We start from the raw sequence: 18,590 nt of genomic DNA on the forward strand, positions 1-18,590 counted from the left end.
TGCAGTGCGAAAAGTAAATAGTGCTGCTCGCCGCCGAAAGGCGGCATTTTTAATTTTCCGGACCCGCTTTCCTTAGCCGGAGTCCGGCCGCTTGTGGTCAATGACAGGAGATCGCGCCATGGCTGAAGCCGCGCTTTACGATACCTACTCTCGTGCCCCGCTGCGGTTCGAGCGAGGCGAGGGCGTATGGCTGATCACCGAAACGGGCGAGCGATATCTTGATTTCGGCGCAGGCGTTGCCGTCACCTCCGTCGGCCACGGCCATCCGCATGTGGTAGGCGCGCTGAAAGAGCAGGCCGACAAGGTCTGGCACCTGTCCAATATCTACGAGATCCCGGGTCAGGAAACGCTCGCGAAGCGGCTGACCGAGGCGACCTTCGCCGACAAGGTGTTCTTTACGAACTCCGGCGCAGAAGCCCTGGAATGCGCGATCAAGACCGCGCGCCGCTATCAGTTCTCAAAGGGCCATCCCGAGCGGTTTCATATCATCACCTTTGAAGGTGCCTTCCATGGTCGTACGCTGGCGACGATTGCTGCCGGTGGCCAAGAGAAGTACCTCGAAGGCTTCGGCCCGAAGGCGCCTGGCTTCGATCAGGTTCCGTTCGGCGATCTCGATGCCGTTCGCAGCGCCATCACCAGCGAGACGGCCGCGATCCTCATAGAGCCTGTTCAGGGCGAGGGTGGCGTCCGTGCGGCGGCCAACGAGTTCCTGAAGGCGCTTCGTGCGATCTGCGACGAGCACGGCTTGCTGCTGATCTTCGACGAAGTGCAGACCGGCATGGGTCGCACCGGCAGGCTCTTCGCACATGAATGGTCCGGCGCCACCCCCGACATCATGGCAGTCGCCAAGGGCATCGGCGGCGGCTTCCCGCTCGGCGCCTGCCTTGCCACGGCTGAGGCCGCTTCCGGCATGAAGGCTGGCACACATGGCTCCACCTATGGCGGCAATCCGCTTGCCATGGCTGTGGGCAGTGCCGTGCTCGACGTGATCCTCGCAGACGGCTTCCTGCAGCAAGTGCGCGACGTCTCGCTGGTTTTCCGTCAGGGCTTGGCCTCGCTCAAGGATCGCTATCCTGATATCATCGAGGACGTTCGCGGCGAGGGACTGCTGCTCGGCGTCAAGGCTGCCGTGCCGTCTTCCGAGCTGCTGCAGGCAATCCGTGACGCCCATCTGCTCGGTGTTCCCGCAGGCGACAACGTTATTCGTCTTCTGCCGCCTCTGGTCGTCACCGCTGACGAAGCCCGTGAGGGCCTTGCCCGCCTAGAACGCGCTGCCGAAAGCGTGCGCGCTTCGAAGGTCAAGAAGACGGCTTAATGGATAATGCCTGCCGGACGGCGGGCGTGATAGGTAAAGACAATGGCTTCCCCCAAACACTTCCTCGATCTCTCCGCCGTCGCGTCATCCGACCTGCGGCTCATCATGAATGACGCCATCTCCCGCAAGCAGGCCTTCAAGGCCGGGCAGGGTGACAAGCCGCTCGCCGGCAAAATGCTGGCGATGATCTTCGAGAAGCCCTCGACCCGTACCCGCGTGTCTTTCGATGTCGGCATGCGCCAGTTGGGCGGCGAGACGCTGTTCCTGTCGGGCACCGAAATGCAGCTTGGCCGTGCCGAGACCATCGGCGACACGGCGAAGGTACTCTCACGCTACGTCGATGCGATCATGATCCGCACCACCGATCATGCCCGCATGCTGGAGCTGGCCGAGCATGCGACCGTTCCCGTCATCAACGCGCTGACCGACGACACGCACCCCTGCCAGATCATGGCTGACATCATGACCTTCGAGGAGCATCGCGGACCCATCAAAGGCAAGACGATTGCCTGGACCGGTGACGGCAACAACGTGCTGCATTCGCTGGTCGAAGGGGCTGCCCGTTTCGGCTATCGTATGAATATGGCGGTCCCCCTTGGTTCCGAGCCAAAGGATCACTATCTGAACTGGGCCCGCAATGAGGGCGCCGAAGTCATGCTCTGCCATGATGCTGACCGTGCGGTCGCCGGCGTCGATTGCGTGGTGACCGATACCTGGGTCTCCATGAATCAGGAACATCGGGCCCGGGGTCACAACGTCTTCCAGCCTTATCAGGTCAATTCGGCTTTGATGGCGCAGGCCGGCAAGGATGCATTGTTCATGCATTGCCTGCCTGCCCATCGTGGCGAGGAAGTCACGGACGAGGTGATCGACGGCCCGCAATCCGTGGTCTTCGATGAAGCGGAAAACCGTCTTCACGCGCAGAAGTCGATTCTTGCTTGGTGCCTGGGCGCGATCTGAACCATACTGGACGCCACGTTTGGCCGGAAGGCTCGTTGGCCGCGCGAGCGGATGGACACTCTCGTCTGCCGCTCTCAGACTAGGAGAAGACTATGGCAGACCCTGCAGCCGCCCTCGGCGAGTTCAATTTCGCCGGCGATGATCACGTCGTTCCGTTTCAGGTCGAAGGCCTGGATGTGCGTGGTCGCGCCGTCCAGCTCGGGCCGATGCTGGACGCGATCCTTGAGCGTCATCGTTATCCCGCGCCTGTCGCGAGGCTTCTTGCCGAAGTCGTCGTGCTGACGGTGCTGCTCGGCACGTCGCTGAAATTTGACGGCAAGTTCACGGTGCAGACCAAAGGCGACGGCCCGGTGGACCTGCTCGTTTGCGATTTCTCGACGCCCGAGAACGTGCGTGCTTATGCGCGCTTCGACCAGGGCCTCCTCGACAAGGCCCTCGCCACCGGGCAGATCGAGCCTGAACAGCTGCTCGGCAAGGGCATGCTGGCGTTTACGATTGACCAGGGCAAATTCACCCAGCCCTATCAGGGCATCGTTGCGCTCGACGGGGCCACCCTCGAGGAGATTGCCGGCACCTATTTTCGCCAATCGGAGCAGATCCCGACGCGGGTGCGTCTTGCCGCTGCCGAGCTCTTCGACCGCGACGAAGCGGGCAAGCCGCGTCACCGCTGGCGGGCAGGGGGTCTCGTCGCCCAATTCCTGCCGGAAGCGCCGGAGCGCATGCGCCAGCCGGATCTTCACGGCGGCGACGGCGACACGGCCGGCGGTTCCCACAAGGAAGACGATGCCTGGATGGAAGCCCGCTCGCTCGTCGACACGATCGATGCCGACGAGTTGACGGATCCGCAGGTCGGCACCGAGAGGCTGCTCTACCGGCTGTTCCACGAGCGCGGCGTTCGCGTCTACGAACCGCGCGAGGTCTTCGATCGCTGCAGCTGTTCGCGCGAGAAGATCAAGGGCGTGCTGAAGGGCTTCTCTGCCGAAGAAATCGATGCCAGCCAGGAAGACGGCGCGATTTCGGTCACCTGCGAGTTCTGCTCGACGACCTATCGCTTCGAAGTGGAAGAGGTGGCCCTGGCTGCTGAGTGATCAGTTCAGGACTCTGAGCAGCCCTGGCGAATCCAGCGAGAAGGCGGGTATTGCGACATCGAAAAGCTCGCCTTCGTCGGTTTCCATCTGGTAGTGGCCGAACATCAGCCCTGATGGCGTATCCAGCGGGCAGCCCGAGGAATACTCATAGGTATCGCCCGGCGCAAGCCGCGGCTGTTCGCCGACAACGCCGGCGCCCGTCACCTCATCGACGATTCCGTTCTGGTCGGTGATGTTCCAGTAGCGGTTCACTAGCCGTACGGTCGTGTCGGAATTGTTGCTGATGACAATCTTGTAGCCCCAGACATAACGATCGTCCTCCGGATCGGATTGCTCCTCCAGATAAAAGGGTTCGACGACGACTTCAATGTCTCGTGTAAGGGCGCGGTACATGCCTACACCATAGTCAACATACGTTACCGGTATCTTATACGACGGCCGATCCGTCAATAAACCGATAGGCGATCACCTCCCTAATGCCTGCAATAGCAAGAGGTTTCGCGCGCTAAGCCCAATTTTAGCCCGTTTCGCGTGTGGCAGAAGCGCGTATGGCAGTCGGCCGGATCGGAGGGTGACCCGGCCGATATGGGCCGATCAGGCCTTCACTTTGGCGAGCGCCTGGGCGAAATCCTCGATCAGATCGTCCGTGTCCTCGATGCCGGCGGAGAGACGAACGGTGCCGCCGGAGATGCCGAGCTCAGCGCGTGCTTCGTCGGTCAGGTTCTTGTGCGTCGTCGTCGCCGGGTGCGTGATCAGGCTCTTGGCGTCGCCCAGATTGTTGGAGATCTTGACGATATCAAGCGCGTTCTGAAGCGCGAAGGCTGCTTCCTTGCCACCCTTCAGTTCGATGGCGACGAGCGTCGAGCCGCCCTTCATCTGCTTGGCGACTATGTCGGCCTGCGGATGGTCCTTACGGCCGGGATAGATGACCTTGGCGACCTTGGGCTGATCGGCCAGGAAGTCGGCGATCTTCGACGCATTTTCGGTCTGCTGCTTGACGCGTAGCGGCAACGTCTCCAGCCCCTTCAGCAGCGTCCAGGCTGTGAACGGCGACATCGCCGGGCCGGTGTGACGGTAGTAGTCCTGTAGGTTCTCGTTGATCCATTCCCGGTCGGACAGGATCACGCCGCCGAGGCTGCGGCCTTGCCCGTCGATGTGCTTGGTGGCCGAATAGACGACGATATGGGCGCCGAGTTCAAGCGGCTTCTGGAAAATCGGGGTCGCAAAGACGTTGTCGACGACGACCTTGGCGCCGATCTGGTTGGCGAGCTTCGCGACGCCGGCGATATCGATCACCTCGAGCGTCGGGTTGGTCGGGCTCTCCAGGAAGAACACCTTGGTGTTCGGGCGGATCGCCTTTTCCCAGTTCTCCAGATAGCGGCCGTCGACCAGCGTACACTCGACACCGTATTTCGGCGCCAGCGTCTCGACGACCCAGCGGCACGAGCCGAAGAGCGCGCGGGCGGCAACGATGTGGTCGCCGGCCTTCACCTGGCAGAGGATTGCGGCGGTAACGGCTGCCATGCCGGATGCCGTAGCGCGGGCTTCTTCGGCGCCTTCGAGTGCGCACATGCGCTTTTCGAACATGTCGTTTGTCGGGCTGCCATAACGGGCGTAGATATAGCCTTCTGTCTCGCCCTTGAAGCGTGCTTCTGCCGCTTCCGCGCTTTCATAGACGAAGCCCTGCGTGAGGTAGATTGCTTCGGAGGTCTCGCCATATTGCGAGCGCAGCGAACCGTCGTGGACGAGTTGGGTTGCCGGGCGCCAGGTCTTGCTCATGAATCACCACTTTCAAACAACAAAAAACCGGCCGCGAAAGCAGACCGGTTTTGCACCCGGTCCTTTTAGCCACTTGTTTAACGTGGCTGCAAGCCGACCGGCCAAATCACCACGGGATAAAGCTGCAATACTGCCGTTCTATGCTTGCGTCAATTCCTTGAGTTTGGTTTTGTTTGCGACAAATATGGATGGGGCATGATGGCTCGCGTAACAGGAATTTTGGCAGATCGTGCGATTGCCGCGCTCTTTGAGGCTGGGCGCCTCAGCTCCGAGCGTGATTTGGATCACGACCAGATCCAGCCGGCAAGCCTTGACCTCAGGCTCGGCGCCAAGGCTTTTCGCGTTCGCGCGAGCTTCATGCCAGGCCCATCCCATCTCGTATCCGACAAGCTCGATCGTCTGAGCCTTCACGTCGTCGACCTCTCCGAAGGTGCCGTGCTGGAAACCGGCTGCGTCTATATCGTTCCCTTGATGGAACGCCTCGACCTGCCGGCCGATATGTCGGCCTCGGCCAATCCGAAGAGCTCGACGGGACGACTGGATATCTTCACGCGCGTCATCACTGACTACGCCCAGGAGTTCGACAAGATCCCGACCGGCTATTCTGGTCCCCTCTATCTCGAGATCAGCCCACGCACTTTCCCGATCGTCGTGCGTCGCGGCTCGCGCCTGTCGCAGATCCGATTCCGTGTCGGTCACTCCTTGCTTGGCGAGCCCGAATTGCTGGCGCTGCACGATGCTGAAACGCTGGTTGCCAGCAAGCAGCCGAATGTATCGGGTGGCGGGATTGCCCTGTCGATCGACCTTGCCGGCGACAAGGACGGCCTGATCGGCTACCGCGGCAAGCACCACACCGCCGTCGTCGATGTCGACAAGAAAGCACAACACGACATCTATGACTTCTGGGAGCCGCTCTATAGCCGTGGCCGCAACGAACTGATCCTGGATCCGGACGAGTTTTACATCCTGGTCTCCCGCGAAGCCATCCATGTGCCACCGCATTATGCGGCCGAGATGACTCCTTTCGATCCGCTGGTCGGCGAATTCCGCGTGCACTATGCGGGCTTCTTCGACCCCGGCTTCGGCCATGCGCCTGCCGGCGGCCGCGGCAGCCGCGCCGTGCTCGAGGTCCGCAGCCATGAGGTCCCCTTCATCCTGGAGGACGGCCAGATCGTCGGCCGCCTGGTCTACGAACACATGCAGGAACACCCAGAAAGCCTCTACGGCTCCGGCCTCGGCTCCAATTATCAAGCCCAGGGCCTGAAGCTCTCGAAGCACTTCCGCATCTGAGCGTCCTGGCGTTCGCTATTATTCGGCCAGGGGTGGGGCAACGTTCCTGTTGCCGATTTGCAAGAGCGGTGTCCGACGTGTGATGAAGGGAGGCGGCCTGTAGGATCGTCTTGAGCCCTGCTGAGTTCGGGCCGTGACCGTGTGCTGTTCCAGATCGCCGACAAGGACCGATGGGCGCGCGAACATACGCTTCCAGAGTCCTCTTCCGGCCGCGAGCGGATACGCACGCCTTGGCATGACTTCCGGCATTTCACTGAAGATCCGCTGTACCATCTTCTGGCGAACCTCCTCCGGCGTTTTCTTGATTTCCCAGGCATCCCGCCGGTCCCTGATACCGACGATGGACACTGACACGCCTGATCGAGCCCTGTCCATCGCGGCCACCTGGCCGGCAACATCGAAGTCTGCGAACGGCGTAAAGATCAAAATATCGCCCAATCGCATTTCGGCGAAGGCGGCCTCATCCTGCATGGTTATCCTTGCCTTGTGGATCGATATTGTATCGAGGGTGCAAGCCGAGGATCTGCCGCGACTGGCAACATGCCCTTGGCGATCCAGGGGAAACTGGATGTCGTCCAGCGCTTCTCTCGGAAGTTCGATGCAGACGAGCAGTGATACGAAAGCGTAAACCATCACGACCATGCCCCATGCCACGCTGAAGCCGTCGAGGTCATTATAGGTTCCAAGCAACGGTCCATTCAGCATCCCAACAAAGGTCAGGACGATGACGCAAAGGAATGTCCCGGCAATCGGGTAAATGATTTCGACGCGCCCGCGGTCCTCACCCTTGGCCGTCACTTTGAAGGGGCGACCGAATGGATGAAGAAGCGCATGGAAGAGGGCGATGGTGATCGGCACGGCTGACACCATTTGCGACACTTCGGTAAAGAGCGGCAGGCTGCGTCCGCCCGAGACCCATGCGTGGAATGCCCACATGCCGGCGACCATCGGCAGCGCGTAGAGGAAGAAGGCCTCGGGCTCCATGCGGATGGCCGGCAGGCCGAGGAAGTAGTAGAGCAGCGGTGCTGCCATCAGCAGCAGGATGAATGGGCGGCAGAACCAGAAAAGCAGACCGTGGAAGTAGTGCATCCTCTGAACGAAGGTGAAGCCCTTGCCGAGGAAGGGGCCATCGCGAAGAAGCGCTACCTGGATTGTGCCAAGGCACCAGCGGCAGCGCTGCGTAATGTAGCCGGAGAGGCTTTCCGCCGATAGGCCGACGCTCAGGCGCTCGTTCAGCCAGCGTGTCTTCAGTCCCTTCTGAAGCAGGCGATAGGTCAAGTGGATATCCTCGGTTACCGTCTCCTGTGGCATGCCACCGATCATCGCCAAGGCGTCCCGACGGACGACGCACGACGTCCCGACACAGAAAGCGGCCCCCCAGCCATCCTTTGACGGCTGCATGACATCGAAGAAGATACGTTGGTCATCGACCCAAGCTTTCGAGGCCAAAAGGTTATGCTGGACAGGGTCGGCGTTGTAATAAAACTGCGGTGTCTGAATAAGGCCGATGTCCGTATTGATGAACTGGCCCACCGTACGGTTCAGAAGCGCACGCTGCGGCGCGAAATCCGCATCGAGAATCAGAATAAAGGGCGCGTTGGTCTCCTTCGCTGTTTGTCGTATGGCGTTGTTGATATTGCCGCCCTTGGCGCCGGCATTGTCCGCGCGCCTGAGATAGCGGACACCGACCTCGGCGCAGTAGTCCTCCAGCCAATCTCGCCGTCCGTCGTCCAGCACCCAGACCGTGAAATTGCTGTAGTCGATTGCCTTTGCCGCAAGAATTGTTCGCTCCAGAATCGATAGCTCTTCGTTGTAGGTGCAGATGAAAATGTCCACGGCAGGCTGTCGCGCAAGTCTTGCCAGCAGTGCCTCGCTGGCGTCGGCCGCGCCGTGATGGTCGGTTCGGCGGAAAAAGAAGACGATCGACAAGACCGTGTAGAAGATGACGACGAGCTCGAAGGACAGATAAATCCTTGGCCAGATGGCATAGGCGCTCCATTCGAAGTCCGGCAACGTTTTCGTGAGGCGAAAATATAGGTAGTTCGACAACATCACGATGAGGATCGAACCGAAGATAATCCGGTCGACACCGCGGCGACTGTCGAGAAGCCAGCTGCATCCCAGTATCAGCGCAATGGCCAACGCCGCGAACAGCATCGAATCTGACAGCGTGACTACTTCTGGGGACATGGGGACTCCTTGCCATTGGATGTCTGGCCCGCGCTGCCGACAAAGGGGTTGAGATCGAGCGCGGCAAGGATGGCCCAGCCCGTGGCGCCGATATGCGGCAAACGGTAATACTTGAAGTCGCCAGGCGCCGAGTTCGGCCCTACCTGAAGGCCGGTCGACAGCTGTTCGTTGACTGTCGCGTAGATCAGGTTGCCTGGCGTGAGCTGAGTTTCGATCGTCTTGAACAATGGCTCGGCCTTTGCCGGTTGGCCGGTAAGGCGAAGCACGAGTGCGGCCTGTGCCGTTCCTTCGAGCCAGATCCCGTCGCGGTCGCTATTGAAGTCGAAGCCGCCTTCTAGGCCGTGGTGGACTTCTGTCCACTCGATCACACGGCCGGCCTTGGCCTTGAAATCGGGAACGGCAATCAGCGGCCAAAGCTCTGCGTCGAGCCCCGACATAGCGATATTCGGAGCGTTGCTGTCCGGTGCGCTGCCAATAAAGAAGCGCCCTTCGCCTTCATTCCACATAGCCTTCAGAAACTGCAGGGCGCTGTCGCCACGATGTTGCCAGTCACCACCACTGTCGAGGCTGGCAAGCCAACTGTCCGCTGCATAGATGTCCAAGTTATGCTCGGTCGATTTCCACGTCATGCGCTCAGGCGCTGGCTCGTGACCGAAGTAGCCGCCGAAGTAGCCGACCTTGCGGGGATCTGCCGTGCTTCGATGAATCCAGTCCATGATCTTGCGGGCGGCGTCGAGATACGCCGGCTGGTCTGTTTCCTCAAAGGCCATCAGCAGCGCCAGCGCGCCCCAAGCGGTGCTGCCCGTCGCCGAGCCCACCTGGTAGCCGTCCTCGATCCAGGAGTTGCTGGTCGCATTCCAGTAACCTGGCAGCAACATCCCTTCCTTGCCCGGAATGACCGGTCCCGACCGATATGCGTTGCGAAGGCGTCCGTCGTGGTAGTAACGGTCGGTTTCCAGCGCGACCACAAGCGCGTCGGCAACCCGGCGCGCCTCCTTTTTTCGCTGGCAGCCGTAGAGGGCCATCAAGGCGACCGCATTGTCGTAGGTAAAGCCCGTATTTTCGAGAGCCGGGTGTAGCGCGGAGCCGCCGTTCGCGGGCTCGAAGCTACGAAAGATGAAAGGCTGTTCCGGCTCACCGCTCAATTGTGCGGCCAAGCCGTCACAAAGCGAGCAAGCCAACTGCCTGCGTTGTTCATCATCAGCCTCTGCGGAAGAGACGAAAAGCGCAGTGCCAACAAGTGCGAACGCAAGCACCGGCAAGTTTGGTATTGACCACTTCGCACGCTTCATTCCTGCCTCGCAATACAACGGTTGAGATCGGCGTGGTGTTATGGGGCTGCGGTCTGGGCGCTCGCAGCGCGTGGACGGACGGTCTTGTCGAATAGCGTCGAGGCGGAGAGGATATTGCCGGGGGAAAAGATCGTATTGACGGCTAACCTTGAATACCGGGCCACCCGCGAGACCATCGTCTCTCCGAGCGAAACGATCACGTCTTCGCCGACGTGGCATCCGAAGAATTTGTCATTGCTACGCTGCGCCGTCGTCGCCTCGTCCGCCGCCGGCTCATCCATCTTGACCAGTACGTAGACTTCGTGGCCTTCGGCTTCCGGGAATTTTGCAAAATACCGATTCTCGGGACCCGAATTGAAGTATCGAACGATCTTGTAGATGTGGGCGCTTCGCTTGACCCCCAGGCTGCGGAAATTGACCATCGCCGGCATGCCGATCTCAAGCGAAGTTACGTCACGGCTCCGATAGACGGCGGCAGCAAAAGCGTCATCGCAATCGAGCGATTTGGCGACCGGTTGTCCCTGCATGACGAAATCACCGAAGGACGCGTCCACGCTGACGATTTGGCCGTGGTGCTCGGCCACGACGTCTGCGGCGCCGGTCTTGCCGAGGCGCCCCTCTTCGCGTCCAATGAGGTTTTCGACCTGCAGCTTGCGCTCTGCCATCTGATTGATTTCGATGGTGTCTTCGGCGATATCGCCGGAAAGTTTCGACCGCTGCATCTCAAGCGTCAGAAGGTTGGCGGCAACGGTGCCCCCGGTGTAGATATCGCGGCTGACAAGCGATCGGACGATCTCGTTGCGGCGCAGTTCGCCTCTCGCTGCGTCGAGTTCATATTGGGCCGCATTCCGCTTCTGGCGCTGTGGCTCGATACTCGCTTCCGAGACGAGGCCCTTTTTCAGGAGCACCAGCTGCCGCTGCAGCAGCGCGTCCTGTTCGCTGAGGCGCGCCTCATAGGTCTGGACTGTGGATTTTGAATTGTCGGTCACCGCGGCTAGCTCACTGAGCACGCCGTCCTTCACGCTGGTGATCTGGGCTTTGACCTTCTCCAATTGCTCATTGCGCTCGGCAACAACGCTCGTCGTATTGTTGAGCTTCTCCGCCAAGTCGAGCTTCTCGAGCCGAAGCCCCGTCAACGACGTTTGGTCCTGATTGGGATTGGAAACCGTTGCCATCACGTCGCCGAGATTGACGACTTGCCCGACTTGCAGCGAAATCTTGTCTACCCTGCCATAGATTGGCGAGGCAATCATTTGTACGGGAGCGTTGACGACTGCGCGGGTCGAAACGATGAAAAACTGATTAGGGATCATCGCCATCGCGATGATGAAAACCAGCATAAACGCGAACGAGTAGCCGAGGGTTCGAGATACTAAAAGTATCCTGTGATCGCGTTGATCAATGCCTGCAGTTGCGTCCTTCATTTTCTTCAGTCCTGACATCGTCATGATTCAGATGAATTGAAGGGCGTTTCCAGAGTAACTTTTGTTTTGTCTGTGTTGGCGCTTATAACATTCAGGTTACTTGCGGTAAACGGTATCTTATTATGAAAAAGAAGTATTGATCCGCAGTTGCAGATGCACTCCGCGAACCGCGCGGAGGCTGCAAATATCTGAGATGCTTGTTGCTATCATTAGCGTTTGGCCGCTTGACAGCGGCGATCATCTGTAGAAAGTCTCGCTTTAGTGCGGGTGTAGCTCAATGGTAGAGCAGCAGCTTCCCAAGCTGAATACGAGGGTTCGATTCCCTTCACCCGCTCCAGTCACCCAGTCACGAGACTCGTGTCACCACCGCCGATTGATCAGGTTCCGGCGGGATGATTGTACATTTGCGCGACGATTTTCAGTCCTTTCTCATACTTGCCTGGGTCCGATCCAATCTTCTCGGCCTGCGCGAGATTGTCCTTGAGATCGGCGACCTTGACCGGACGGGCGAGCGCGTTTCTCAGGGCCCGCATGACGAACTCGTCATCACCTTCCTTGGGTCGTCTGGTCAGTGCGTCGATAGCCTCAATGACCGCCGAACTGAAACCTTCGTCCCGCAAGCGATCCAGAGTCCAACCAGGTCCTTTTTCGACAACGTCATGCAGGAACGCGACAACGCGCTCCTCTTCACCCTCGACAGCATCCGCCACTCGTTTGCAATGTAGGAAATACGGCCCGCCGGCTTTGTCGGTCTGTTCCGCGTGCGCCTTGAACGCGATCTTCACCGCATGCAGGAGGACTGCGGCCGGCTGATCGTCGTGTTCATTGATCCATTCTCGTTGGCCCGCGGTCATGCCTTCTTTCCTCCGAGCTAGCCGGAGCGTCATTTTTCTGACCGCTCCAGCAGAATTCGCGCCTCGTCAAAACGGCGCTTCCGGTCGCCGTCGGCCTCGTTCGGCAAATAGCACGTGCTGGATACGCATCACCTCACGAGGTGATGCGGCTTGTCGGTCTTGTCGAACTCGCATTCGAATGTGTCGGTCAGGTCGGCGGGCGCAGTACCTTGTCGAGTGCAATAGGTCATCCTCACGCCCGGCGGCTTCAGTTCCGGAAAGGACTGAACAGTTCCGACGGCAAGCTTCTCCATCATGAAAAGGCCTTGGGCGACTGATCGACAGGTTGCTTCAAGATCTGTCGACTGCGCGAATGCGGCGGCAGGAAACATGAGAAGCGAGGATCGAACTAGGCCGTTTCGCAAGTGCGTCGCCTCCGCCTGTTGATCGGGGAAGCCGGCAGATCGGACTCCTCCGCGCAATTAACGGTCGGAACATCCGAGAGTTCCTGTCGTTCCATTGTTTAGGACCAAAGTCCTTGTATCCTCGGACTGAGGTCCTAGAAGGGAACAGTCCATCTTCGTCGTCGAATGGGTGGCAAGGTTGCCGCGGGGTCAACCAGTCCTTCACTTGAGGGAGAGCTGGCAGGTGCTGTCTGGTTGATTGCTCCAGGAAAAGGCACCGCGTGGCAAAGGCGTTACATAGCCCTCACAATGGTTGCGGGGTTCTTTTGATCAAGAAAATTTGCCTTGCGAGCATCGCGCGATCAAGGTAGCCGGGCATTTGCAGGCCCTCCTCCAAGTTTAATGGATCCCCACAAAAATGAGTTCCAATTTACTTTATCGATTCATCGATTTATTTAGCGCGTCCAAATCCAAGTATCGTGATCATATTGTACCGTTCCCGATCGATTCGCAGATCATAATATCCCCGGCCATGCATGGGGAAATTGTCGGCTTCTATACGTCAAATTCGTTCTATGAGCATGAGGCCGCACGGATGGTAGCATCCGCCCAACGCCTTGGGTTGCCGGTTCACACAACTGCGGTGGACAGTACCGGCAGTTGGGTCCGCAACGCAGCGCTGAAGCCCACCTTTCTCCTCGAGGCGCGTAGGAACCATCGCGGCCCATTGCTTTATGTAGACGTGGACGCAGTGTTTCACCGAGATCCTTGGCCGGCTTTGGCGACCTACAACTACGATCTAGCGGTCTATCGAGAAGCGGACCGGTTGATTTCAGCAACCATCCTGCTGCATGACACTCCGGCGACGCTACGCCTGTTGGAAGTGTGGAAAGAACGGTGCGACCAGGATCCCGACATATGGGATCAAGTTGTCCTCCAAGAAATTCTTGATGACGATCGCGCAAGCGACAGCCCGCAATATCAGGTCGGCGAGCTTCCCTCTTCGTTTTGTTGGATCTTCGACCGGCTTTCAAACACAAAGGCCGATGCCGTTTATATCGAGCAACTGCAGGCAAGCCGGCAGGCCACGGCCCACGAGAAGAGGGGCCGCAACAAAAGGCTCGAGCGGCGCAAGGAACGCATCGCAACGATCGAAACGATCCTCGCGCCTTTGATGGATTCAAAAGCCAACGAACGGCCGAAGCTATAGCGCCGATCCTCGCTACATAAAGCGAGTGGCTCGGGGAGGAGCGTCGTTCCGTTCGTCGTAGCGCATGTGTCACTGCGGGAGCAGTGGGGCAAACTCACCGACGATGATCTTGATCAGATTGCCGGGAAGCACGATCAGTTGGAGGGCAAAATCCAGGAGCGCTGCGGCATCGCGCGCGGCGTGATATCGACGATTGGTACCGGCCATCAAACCTGGCATTGACGAGAGCAAGCCCGGAGAGACAGCTACTCCGGGCTTCACACAGCTAGCGTCCCTGTGGAAAGTCGATCTTCGTCATGAAGCCGTGATCGATCAGTTGCTGTGGCCCTTCATAGCGAATTGACTGATCGTAGCTGAAATCTATTTCCCCGTCGCGATGAAGCACATCCATCATCTTCTGGTAGTGTTCGGAAGAGTTGTAGTGCTGTTTTCCCTCAGCCGCCTCGGTGATCTTTGTCTTGTAATTGGTGAAGAACTTGAAATGCAAAATAACGCCCCAGACAGACGGGAAGTTGCGCCCATAAGGTAACGGCTGGTGGGGGCTGCTTCCGAAGAGGCATGTTCGGTCCCAGAAGATCAACGGATACTTGATAAGTTCGTTGCCCTCTCCGAACTTCCGCCCCCGCGGCCCGCCCTTGACACTGACGCCTCGCTTTTTGAGCGTTGAAACATAACTGTCGCCATCGAAGTAGCGCGAGAACTGCCACGGCTTGTCGATGGACGTAGACTTCGCGCCGACTTCACTCAGCTTGGGATACATATCCAACATCGGCGCCGCCATCCGCTTGAGATTTTGCGCTTCCAGCATGCGGATCAGGGCTGGTAATGGTTGGTTGAAACAATCGTCGTAGACGAGGAATTCATCGGAATCGACGTTCACATACCACCGATCGAGGCCATACTTGGAGAACAGGCCTTCCCTCCAATTTCGGCCCCGCCTTGCTTGGCCATATCTCACGGGCGAGGTCCAAACATCAACGTCCGGTTCATTCAAGAGAGCCTCTCTTGTACCGTCAGTCGAGACGTCGTCTACGCAGATGAACCGTGTCACGCCCAGTTGGCGATAGTGTTGAATGAATGCGTTAAGAAGAACAACATCGTTATGCGTGACGAAAATAAGAGGCACATCTGCTGACGTGAGCGACTTGACCTCGCGAACCGGCTGGATGGTCACATCAGCTCGATTGCGTCTCTCGCGGCGAGTTACCCGAAATGTGTCATAGTCCGTCCGGAGACGATCGAGGAAGGAGCGCGCAAGATCCGGCGCGCCGGAGGGAAATGGGTAGTTCATGAGAAAGACACAGGACTCCTAGAATATCCAAAGCAGCTTATAGCGCGTTTTCCGCCGTGCATCGTTCCAGCACATCCTGAAAAACTTCGCTTTCGTCAAAAGACCCGCCGGTGGCAGTTTGTCGACCAGGCGGTAGCAGCCAAGGGTGTATGTCAGTCGTTGGGAAAGCCTATCACGAAACCCCTTCGCCCCATACTTTTCCTCGGAACCCGATCCTTCCCTGAAGTCCAGGGTGGGGCCAGGGACATAGGCGACCAGATCGCGAACGACAAATTCCGACAGGACGTAGGAGGCGAAGCCCCAAGGATTGCCTAGTTCGTACCAACGCGCCATCAATATATCGACTGACCGCGATCTAAACATGCCGTAGATCCACTCGGACGGAAATGTCAGGTTGCGTGGTACGCGACCTTCTGCATACGACTCCTGAAACCTGAATATGTTGGCTGCTGGATTCTTCAGCTTGAAGCCTTTGGCGTTGAAGCTCTTTGTCGAGCAGGCGGCGAGCAACTTTGCGTCGTCGGCGTCGAGAGCCTCGACCAGCTTTCCCAGGAAATCCCGAGAGGAAAGATCGTCGGCGGCCCGAAGGCAAAAATACTCTGCGGCTTCAGCGCCGAGCTTCACGGCCTTGGCGAAATTGGCCTCGGCACTCAGATGGGTTGCGTTTGATATGACGGAAAAGCGCGCATCTTCCTCGCAGAAGCGCTGCGCCACATGTAATGTCTCATCCGTCGAGCAATTGTTGAGGATCATGGCGCGGAAATCACCGAAGTCCTGATCCGCAACGGACTGCAAACTCTCCCGCAGGGTCGTAGCACCGTTGTAGACTGGAAACATCACCATAACTCTAGCATGCATCGGCATAACACCATGATAGATACAAAAAAGACGCCGACACCGCGAGGGACCGGTTCCTGGGTCTAAAACTGCCGCTGATTTACCCCCTTGCCACGGAAATGCAACGACCCACGTCGGCAGCCTGCTTGTTTGCCTGGAGAATTAGGAGAGATGTCCCTAAGAGGTAGGCTCGAAGGAAACTGCGTAGTTGACAATTTTCTAATAAACATAGTTAATTTTTAACTATTCTCCGATATCACGGGAACGCAGACGACCCCTTGGTCGTTGTCGGCATGATCAGGAGGCAGCATGCTTTTGAAGATTTTCACGGCAAAGCGCGAAATCCGGGACAATGGCGATACCGGCACCTATGCGGATGGCTACCATGCGCCGGAAGTGGCCCTTACGTCGGCGCGCGATGACGATCGTGCATCCTATGAGCGCGATTATGGTCGCGGCCGCAAGGTCGAACAGATCCCGCTCGGGTTTGCCTGAGTTCTGTTTTTTGAATGGCCGCTCGGCGCGCGTTTGCGCGCCCTGCAGTGAAGCCATGGCCTACTGCTTGAAGTCAGAAGCGATAATTGAAGAAGGGCGGCAATGAGCCGCCCTTGTGTTTTCATCATTTTGGTTGGATCAGAATTCCGTCCAGTCGGGGTCGTCGCTCGCGCCGGACGGCGCACTGCCAGTGCCGAAGGCGCTTGCAAGCTTCTGCCCAAGTGCCCGGGCTGGCGAGTTGGAGGCGCGTGTGACACCCGGAGTGGCGATGCGGACCGGCGCCTTTCTGGCTGCGATCGGCGGCGCGGCCGGGCGCGGCGCTGAATGGATCGGCAGCGGCGCCGCGGCAACGGTCGCGCTGAAGCCGCCGGTGTCGGTGAGCTTGAACTGGTCGAGCAGATTGTTCAGCGTCGCCGCTTCCGCCGCGAGTTTGTGGCTCGCAGCCGTGCTTTCCTCCACCATGGCCGCATTCTTCTGCGTTCCCTGGTCCATCGTGTTCACGGCCGTGTTGATCTCGTGCAAGCCGGTCGATTGCTCGCGAGCCGCCTCCGCGATCGCGTCGACGTGCTGGTTGATCTCCTGGACTTCATAAACGATGGCATCGAGCGCCTTACCGGTTTCGCCGACAAGCGACACGCCCGTCTGGACATGATCGCCCGACGTCGTGATCAGCGACTTGATCTCCCTGGCGGCGTTGGCCGAGCGCTGTGCGAGTTCGCGCACCTCCTGGGCAACGACGGCAAAGCCCTTGCCGGCTTCACCGGCGCGGGCCGCCTCGACCCCGGCGTTAAGTGCGAGAAGGTTCGTCTGGAAGGCGATGTCGTCGATGACGCCGATGATGTTGCCGATCTCCGCGGAGGACTGCTCGATCTGCTGCATGGCGTTGACTGCCTTGCGCACGACCTGACCGGACTTTTCGGCACCCGCGCGCGTGCGTGCCACGAGCCCGCGTGCTTCCTCGGCGCGTCTGGCGGCATCCTTCACCGTGGTGGTGATCTCCTCGAGTGCGGCGGCCGTCTCCTCGACGGAGGCTGCCTGCTGCTCTGTGCGCTTTGAAAGCTCGTCTGCCGAGGCGCGGATTTCGCTGGCGCCAGCGGTGATGGCGCGGGCGTTGGCGCCGACAGTCTGCATGGTGTCGTTCAGCCGCAGGACAGAGTTGTTGAAGTCTTGCCTGAGGGTGTCGAGGTCGCCGACGAAAGCCATGTCGATCCGTGATGCGAGGTCGCCGGCGGCCAGCCGGCGCAAGCCGTCGCCAAGTGCGCCGACAGCGCGTGAGAGGTCTGCGGTCTCGGTTGCGCGCTGCGCTTCCCGTTCGCGGCGCTCGCTGTCGCTGAGATTGCGGTTCGTTTCGGCCTCGCCCTCGAGCCGGATACGTTCGACGGCGTTGTCGCGGAAGACGGCAACGGCGCCGGCCATCTGGCCGACTTCGTCGCGGCGATCGAGGCCGTCTACGGCGCTCTGCGTATCACCCCGCGCCAGCTGTGTCATCCGGTCACGCAGACGGGCCATCGGGGCAGTGATCCCCGCTTGAGCGACCCATACAGCAAGGCCGAGCGCGCCTAGTATGGCCAGGCTGATCAGCGCGAAGCAGAGAGTGATGCGCTGGTTGACAGTAGCGGACAGCGCGTCGCCGCCATCGTTCAGCAATGCCATCAGCGCATCATTGTTGGCGATCATCTTCGGAGTGACCATGTTCAGCTTGGCGTTGAGCATGCTGGCCGCAAGCTGCGCGCCCGCGCTGTCCTTTGCCTTGGCGAGGTCGACGACCTTGCTGGAAAGCGCCTCCATCTCACCAATGCCGACTAGGATGTCATCGATCGCTTGCTTGCGGCTCGGAACCAAGGCTGCCGCTTGTTCGAGGCGATCGCGCGCCTGCGGCATCTTGCTTGGCGTTGCAACTGCGGTATCGAAGGCTGGCGTGTCCGGCTTGAGGCCGGCGATCAGCGTCACCTGAAGCACGGCTGCGTTTGCCGAAGCGCTGGCGCGTGATGCCAGCATGGCGGCCAGCGCCTCGTGGTCGATGAAGGCGCTGTAGGTGGCGTCGGCGCCACGGAATTCGGTGATGACGTAAACGAGGCCCCCGAGCGCGATCGCCCCGAGAAGCGCGGCGACGGATATGATCTTCGTCCGGATTTTGAGGTTCTTCAGCATGGATATGTCCAGTCGCTTGATCCGGCCGATG

Annotated in this window: 16 protein-coding genes, 1 tRNA gene, 1 pseudogene and 1 riboswitch; of the genes and pseudogenes, 8 read left to right on the top strand and 10 right to left on the bottom strand. The window is 59.3% G+C overall.

The features are described 5' to 3' along the window. The first annotated feature begins 118 nt into the window (after window positions 1-118). The 3 genes from PMI09_RS16150 (at window position 119) to PMI09_RS16160 (ending at window position 3,363) form a co-directional block, all read left to right on the top strand. Window positions 119-1,315: an aspartate aminotransferase family protein gene (locus tag PMI09_RS16150; protein WP_007796223.1), complete on the top strand. Its 1,197-nt coding sequence runs from the start codon at window positions 119-121 to the stop codon at window positions 1,313-1,315. Window positions 1,316-1,357: 42 nt separating this feature from the next. Further along, window positions 1,358-2,275, top strand: a complete 918-nt coding sequence (gene argF / locus PMI09_RS16155; protein ID WP_007796225.1) for an ornithine carbamoyltransferase — start codon at window positions 1,358-1,360, stop codon at window positions 2,273-2,275. A gap of 92 nt (window positions 2,276-2,367) precedes the next feature. After that, entirely contained in the window at window positions 2,368-3,363 is a 996-nt protein-coding gene (locus tag PMI09_RS16160; protein WP_007796227.1) for an Hsp33 family molecular chaperone, read from the top strand. Here the strand turns inward: PMI09_RS16160 and apaG are convergent, their stop codons facing one another. After that, the gene (gene apaG, locus PMI09_RS16165) at window positions 3,364-3,756 is read right to left on the bottom strand and encodes a Co2+/Mg2+ efflux protein ApaG (RefSeq protein WP_007796230.1); all 393 of its coding nucleotides are present in this window, start codon (window positions 3,754-3,756) and stop codon (window positions 3,364-3,366) included. It abuts the gene before it with no gap. A 201-nt stretch (window positions 3,757-3,957) separates the two neighbouring features. Beyond that, entirely contained in the window at window positions 3,958-5,142 is a 1,185-nt protein-coding gene (locus PMI09_RS16170) for an O-succinylhomoserine sulfhydrylase (RefSeq protein WP_007796235.1), read from the bottom strand. A gap of 44 nt (window positions 5,143-5,186) precedes the next feature. Further along, window positions 5,187-5,265, bottom strand: a riboswitch (SAM riboswitch). A gap of 72 nt (window positions 5,266-5,337) precedes the next feature. Here PMI09_RS16170 and PMI09_RS16175 point away from each other — a divergent pair. Further along, window positions 5,338-6,432 carry a 2'-deoxycytidine 5'-triphosphate deaminase gene (locus PMI09_RS16175; RefSeq protein ID WP_007796236.1) on the top strand — a complete coding sequence of 365 codons (1,095 nt, stop codon included), beginning with the start codon at window positions 5,338-5,340 and terminating at the stop codon, window positions 6,430-6,432. Window positions 6,433-6,450: 18 nt separating this feature from the next. Here the strand turns inward: PMI09_RS16175 and PMI09_RS16180 are convergent, their stop codons facing one another. Genes PMI09_RS16180 through PMI09_RS16190 form a run of 3 tightly spaced genes read right to left on the bottom strand, consistent with a single transcriptional unit; the run spans window position 6,451 to window position 11,338 of the window. Next, entirely contained in the window at window positions 6,451-8,622 is a 2,172-nt protein-coding gene (locus tag PMI09_RS16180; RefSeq protein WP_007796240.1) for a glycosyltransferase family 2 protein, read from the bottom strand. Beyond that, on the bottom strand, window positions 8,607-9,914 hold the full coding sequence (locus PMI09_RS16185; RefSeq protein ID WP_007796242.1) for a hypothetical protein: 1,308 nt from the start codon (window positions 9,912-9,914) through the stop codon (window positions 8,607-8,609). Before PMI09_RS16185 ends, PMI09_RS16180 begins: the two co-directional genes overlap by 16 nt. A 38-nt stretch (window positions 9,915-9,952) precedes the next feature. Continuing rightward, window positions 9,953-11,338: an HlyD family secretion protein gene (locus PMI09_RS16190; protein ID WP_007796244.1), complete on the bottom strand. Its 1,386-nt coding sequence runs from the start codon at window positions 11,336-11,338 to the stop codon at window positions 9,953-9,955. Window positions 11,339-11,601: 263 nt separating this feature from the next. On the opposite strand from PMI09_RS16190, the gene PMI09_RS16195 reads away from it, so the two are divergent. Continuing rightward, window positions 11,602-11,675: transfer RNA gene (locus PMI09_RS16195), tRNA-Gly, on the top strand. Window positions 11,676-11,715: 40 nt separating this feature from the next. On the opposite strand, the gene PMI09_RS16200 is transcribed toward PMI09_RS16195, so the two are convergent. Further along, on the bottom strand, window positions 11,716-12,192 hold the full coding sequence (locus PMI09_RS16200) for an HD domain-containing protein (protein WP_007796246.1): 477 nt from the start codon (window positions 12,190-12,192) through the stop codon (window positions 11,716-11,718). A gap of 128 nt (window positions 12,193-12,320) precedes the next feature. Then, window positions 12,321-12,488: a hypothetical protein gene (locus PMI09_RS32665; protein WP_007796248.1), complete on the bottom strand. Its 168-nt coding sequence runs from the start codon at window positions 12,486-12,488 to the stop codon at window positions 12,321-12,323. Between the two features lie 505 nt (window positions 12,489-12,993). On the opposite strand from PMI09_RS32665, the gene PMI09_RS16210 reads away from it, so the two are divergent. After that, window positions 12,994-13,785, top strand: coding sequence for a putative nucleotide-diphospho-sugar transferase (locus tag PMI09_RS16210; RefSeq protein WP_007796249.1), 792 nt, complete (start codon window positions 12,994-12,996; stop codon window positions 13,783-13,785). A 66-nt stretch (window positions 13,786-13,851) separates the two neighbouring features. Continuing rightward, window positions 13,852-14,007, top strand: a pseudogene (locus PMI09_RS30475) (CsbD family protein). A 43-nt stretch (window positions 14,008-14,050) separates the two neighbouring features. On the opposite strand, the gene PMI09_RS16215 reads toward PMI09_RS30475, so the two are convergent. Next, window positions 14,051-15,076, bottom strand: a complete 1,026-nt coding sequence (locus tag PMI09_RS16215) for a glycosyltransferase family 2 protein (RefSeq protein ID WP_007796253.1) — start codon at window positions 15,074-15,076, stop codon at window positions 14,051-14,053. 18 nt (window positions 15,077-15,094) lie between these two features. Then, window positions 15,095-15,913 (bottom strand): glycosyltransferase family 2 protein, encoded by an 819-nt coding sequence (locus tag PMI09_RS16220; protein ID WP_007796255.1) that lies wholly within the window; start codon window positions 15,911-15,913, stop codon window positions 15,095-15,097. Between the two features lie 309 nt (window positions 15,914-16,222). On the opposite strand from PMI09_RS16220, the gene PMI09_RS16225 reads away from it, so the two are divergent. Then, complete coding sequence (locus PMI09_RS16225) at window positions 16,223-16,408, top strand: hypothetical protein (protein WP_007796256.1); 186 nt, start codon at window positions 16,223-16,225, stop codon at window positions 16,406-16,408. 138 nt (window positions 16,409-16,546) lie between these two features. Here PMI09_RS16225 and PMI09_RS16230 read toward each other — a convergent pair whose 3' ends face one another. After that, a complete protein-coding gene (locus PMI09_RS16230) occupies window positions 16,547-18,559 on the bottom strand; it encodes a methyl-accepting chemotaxis protein (RefSeq protein ID WP_007796257.1) in 2,013 nt (670 codons plus the stop codon). Window positions 18,560-18,590 lie beyond the last annotated feature (31 nt).

The organism is Rhizobium sp. CF122 (genome assembly GCF_000282035.1).
Lineage (GTDB): Bacteria > Pseudomonadota > Alphaproteobacteria > Rhizobiales > Rhizobiaceae > Rhizobium.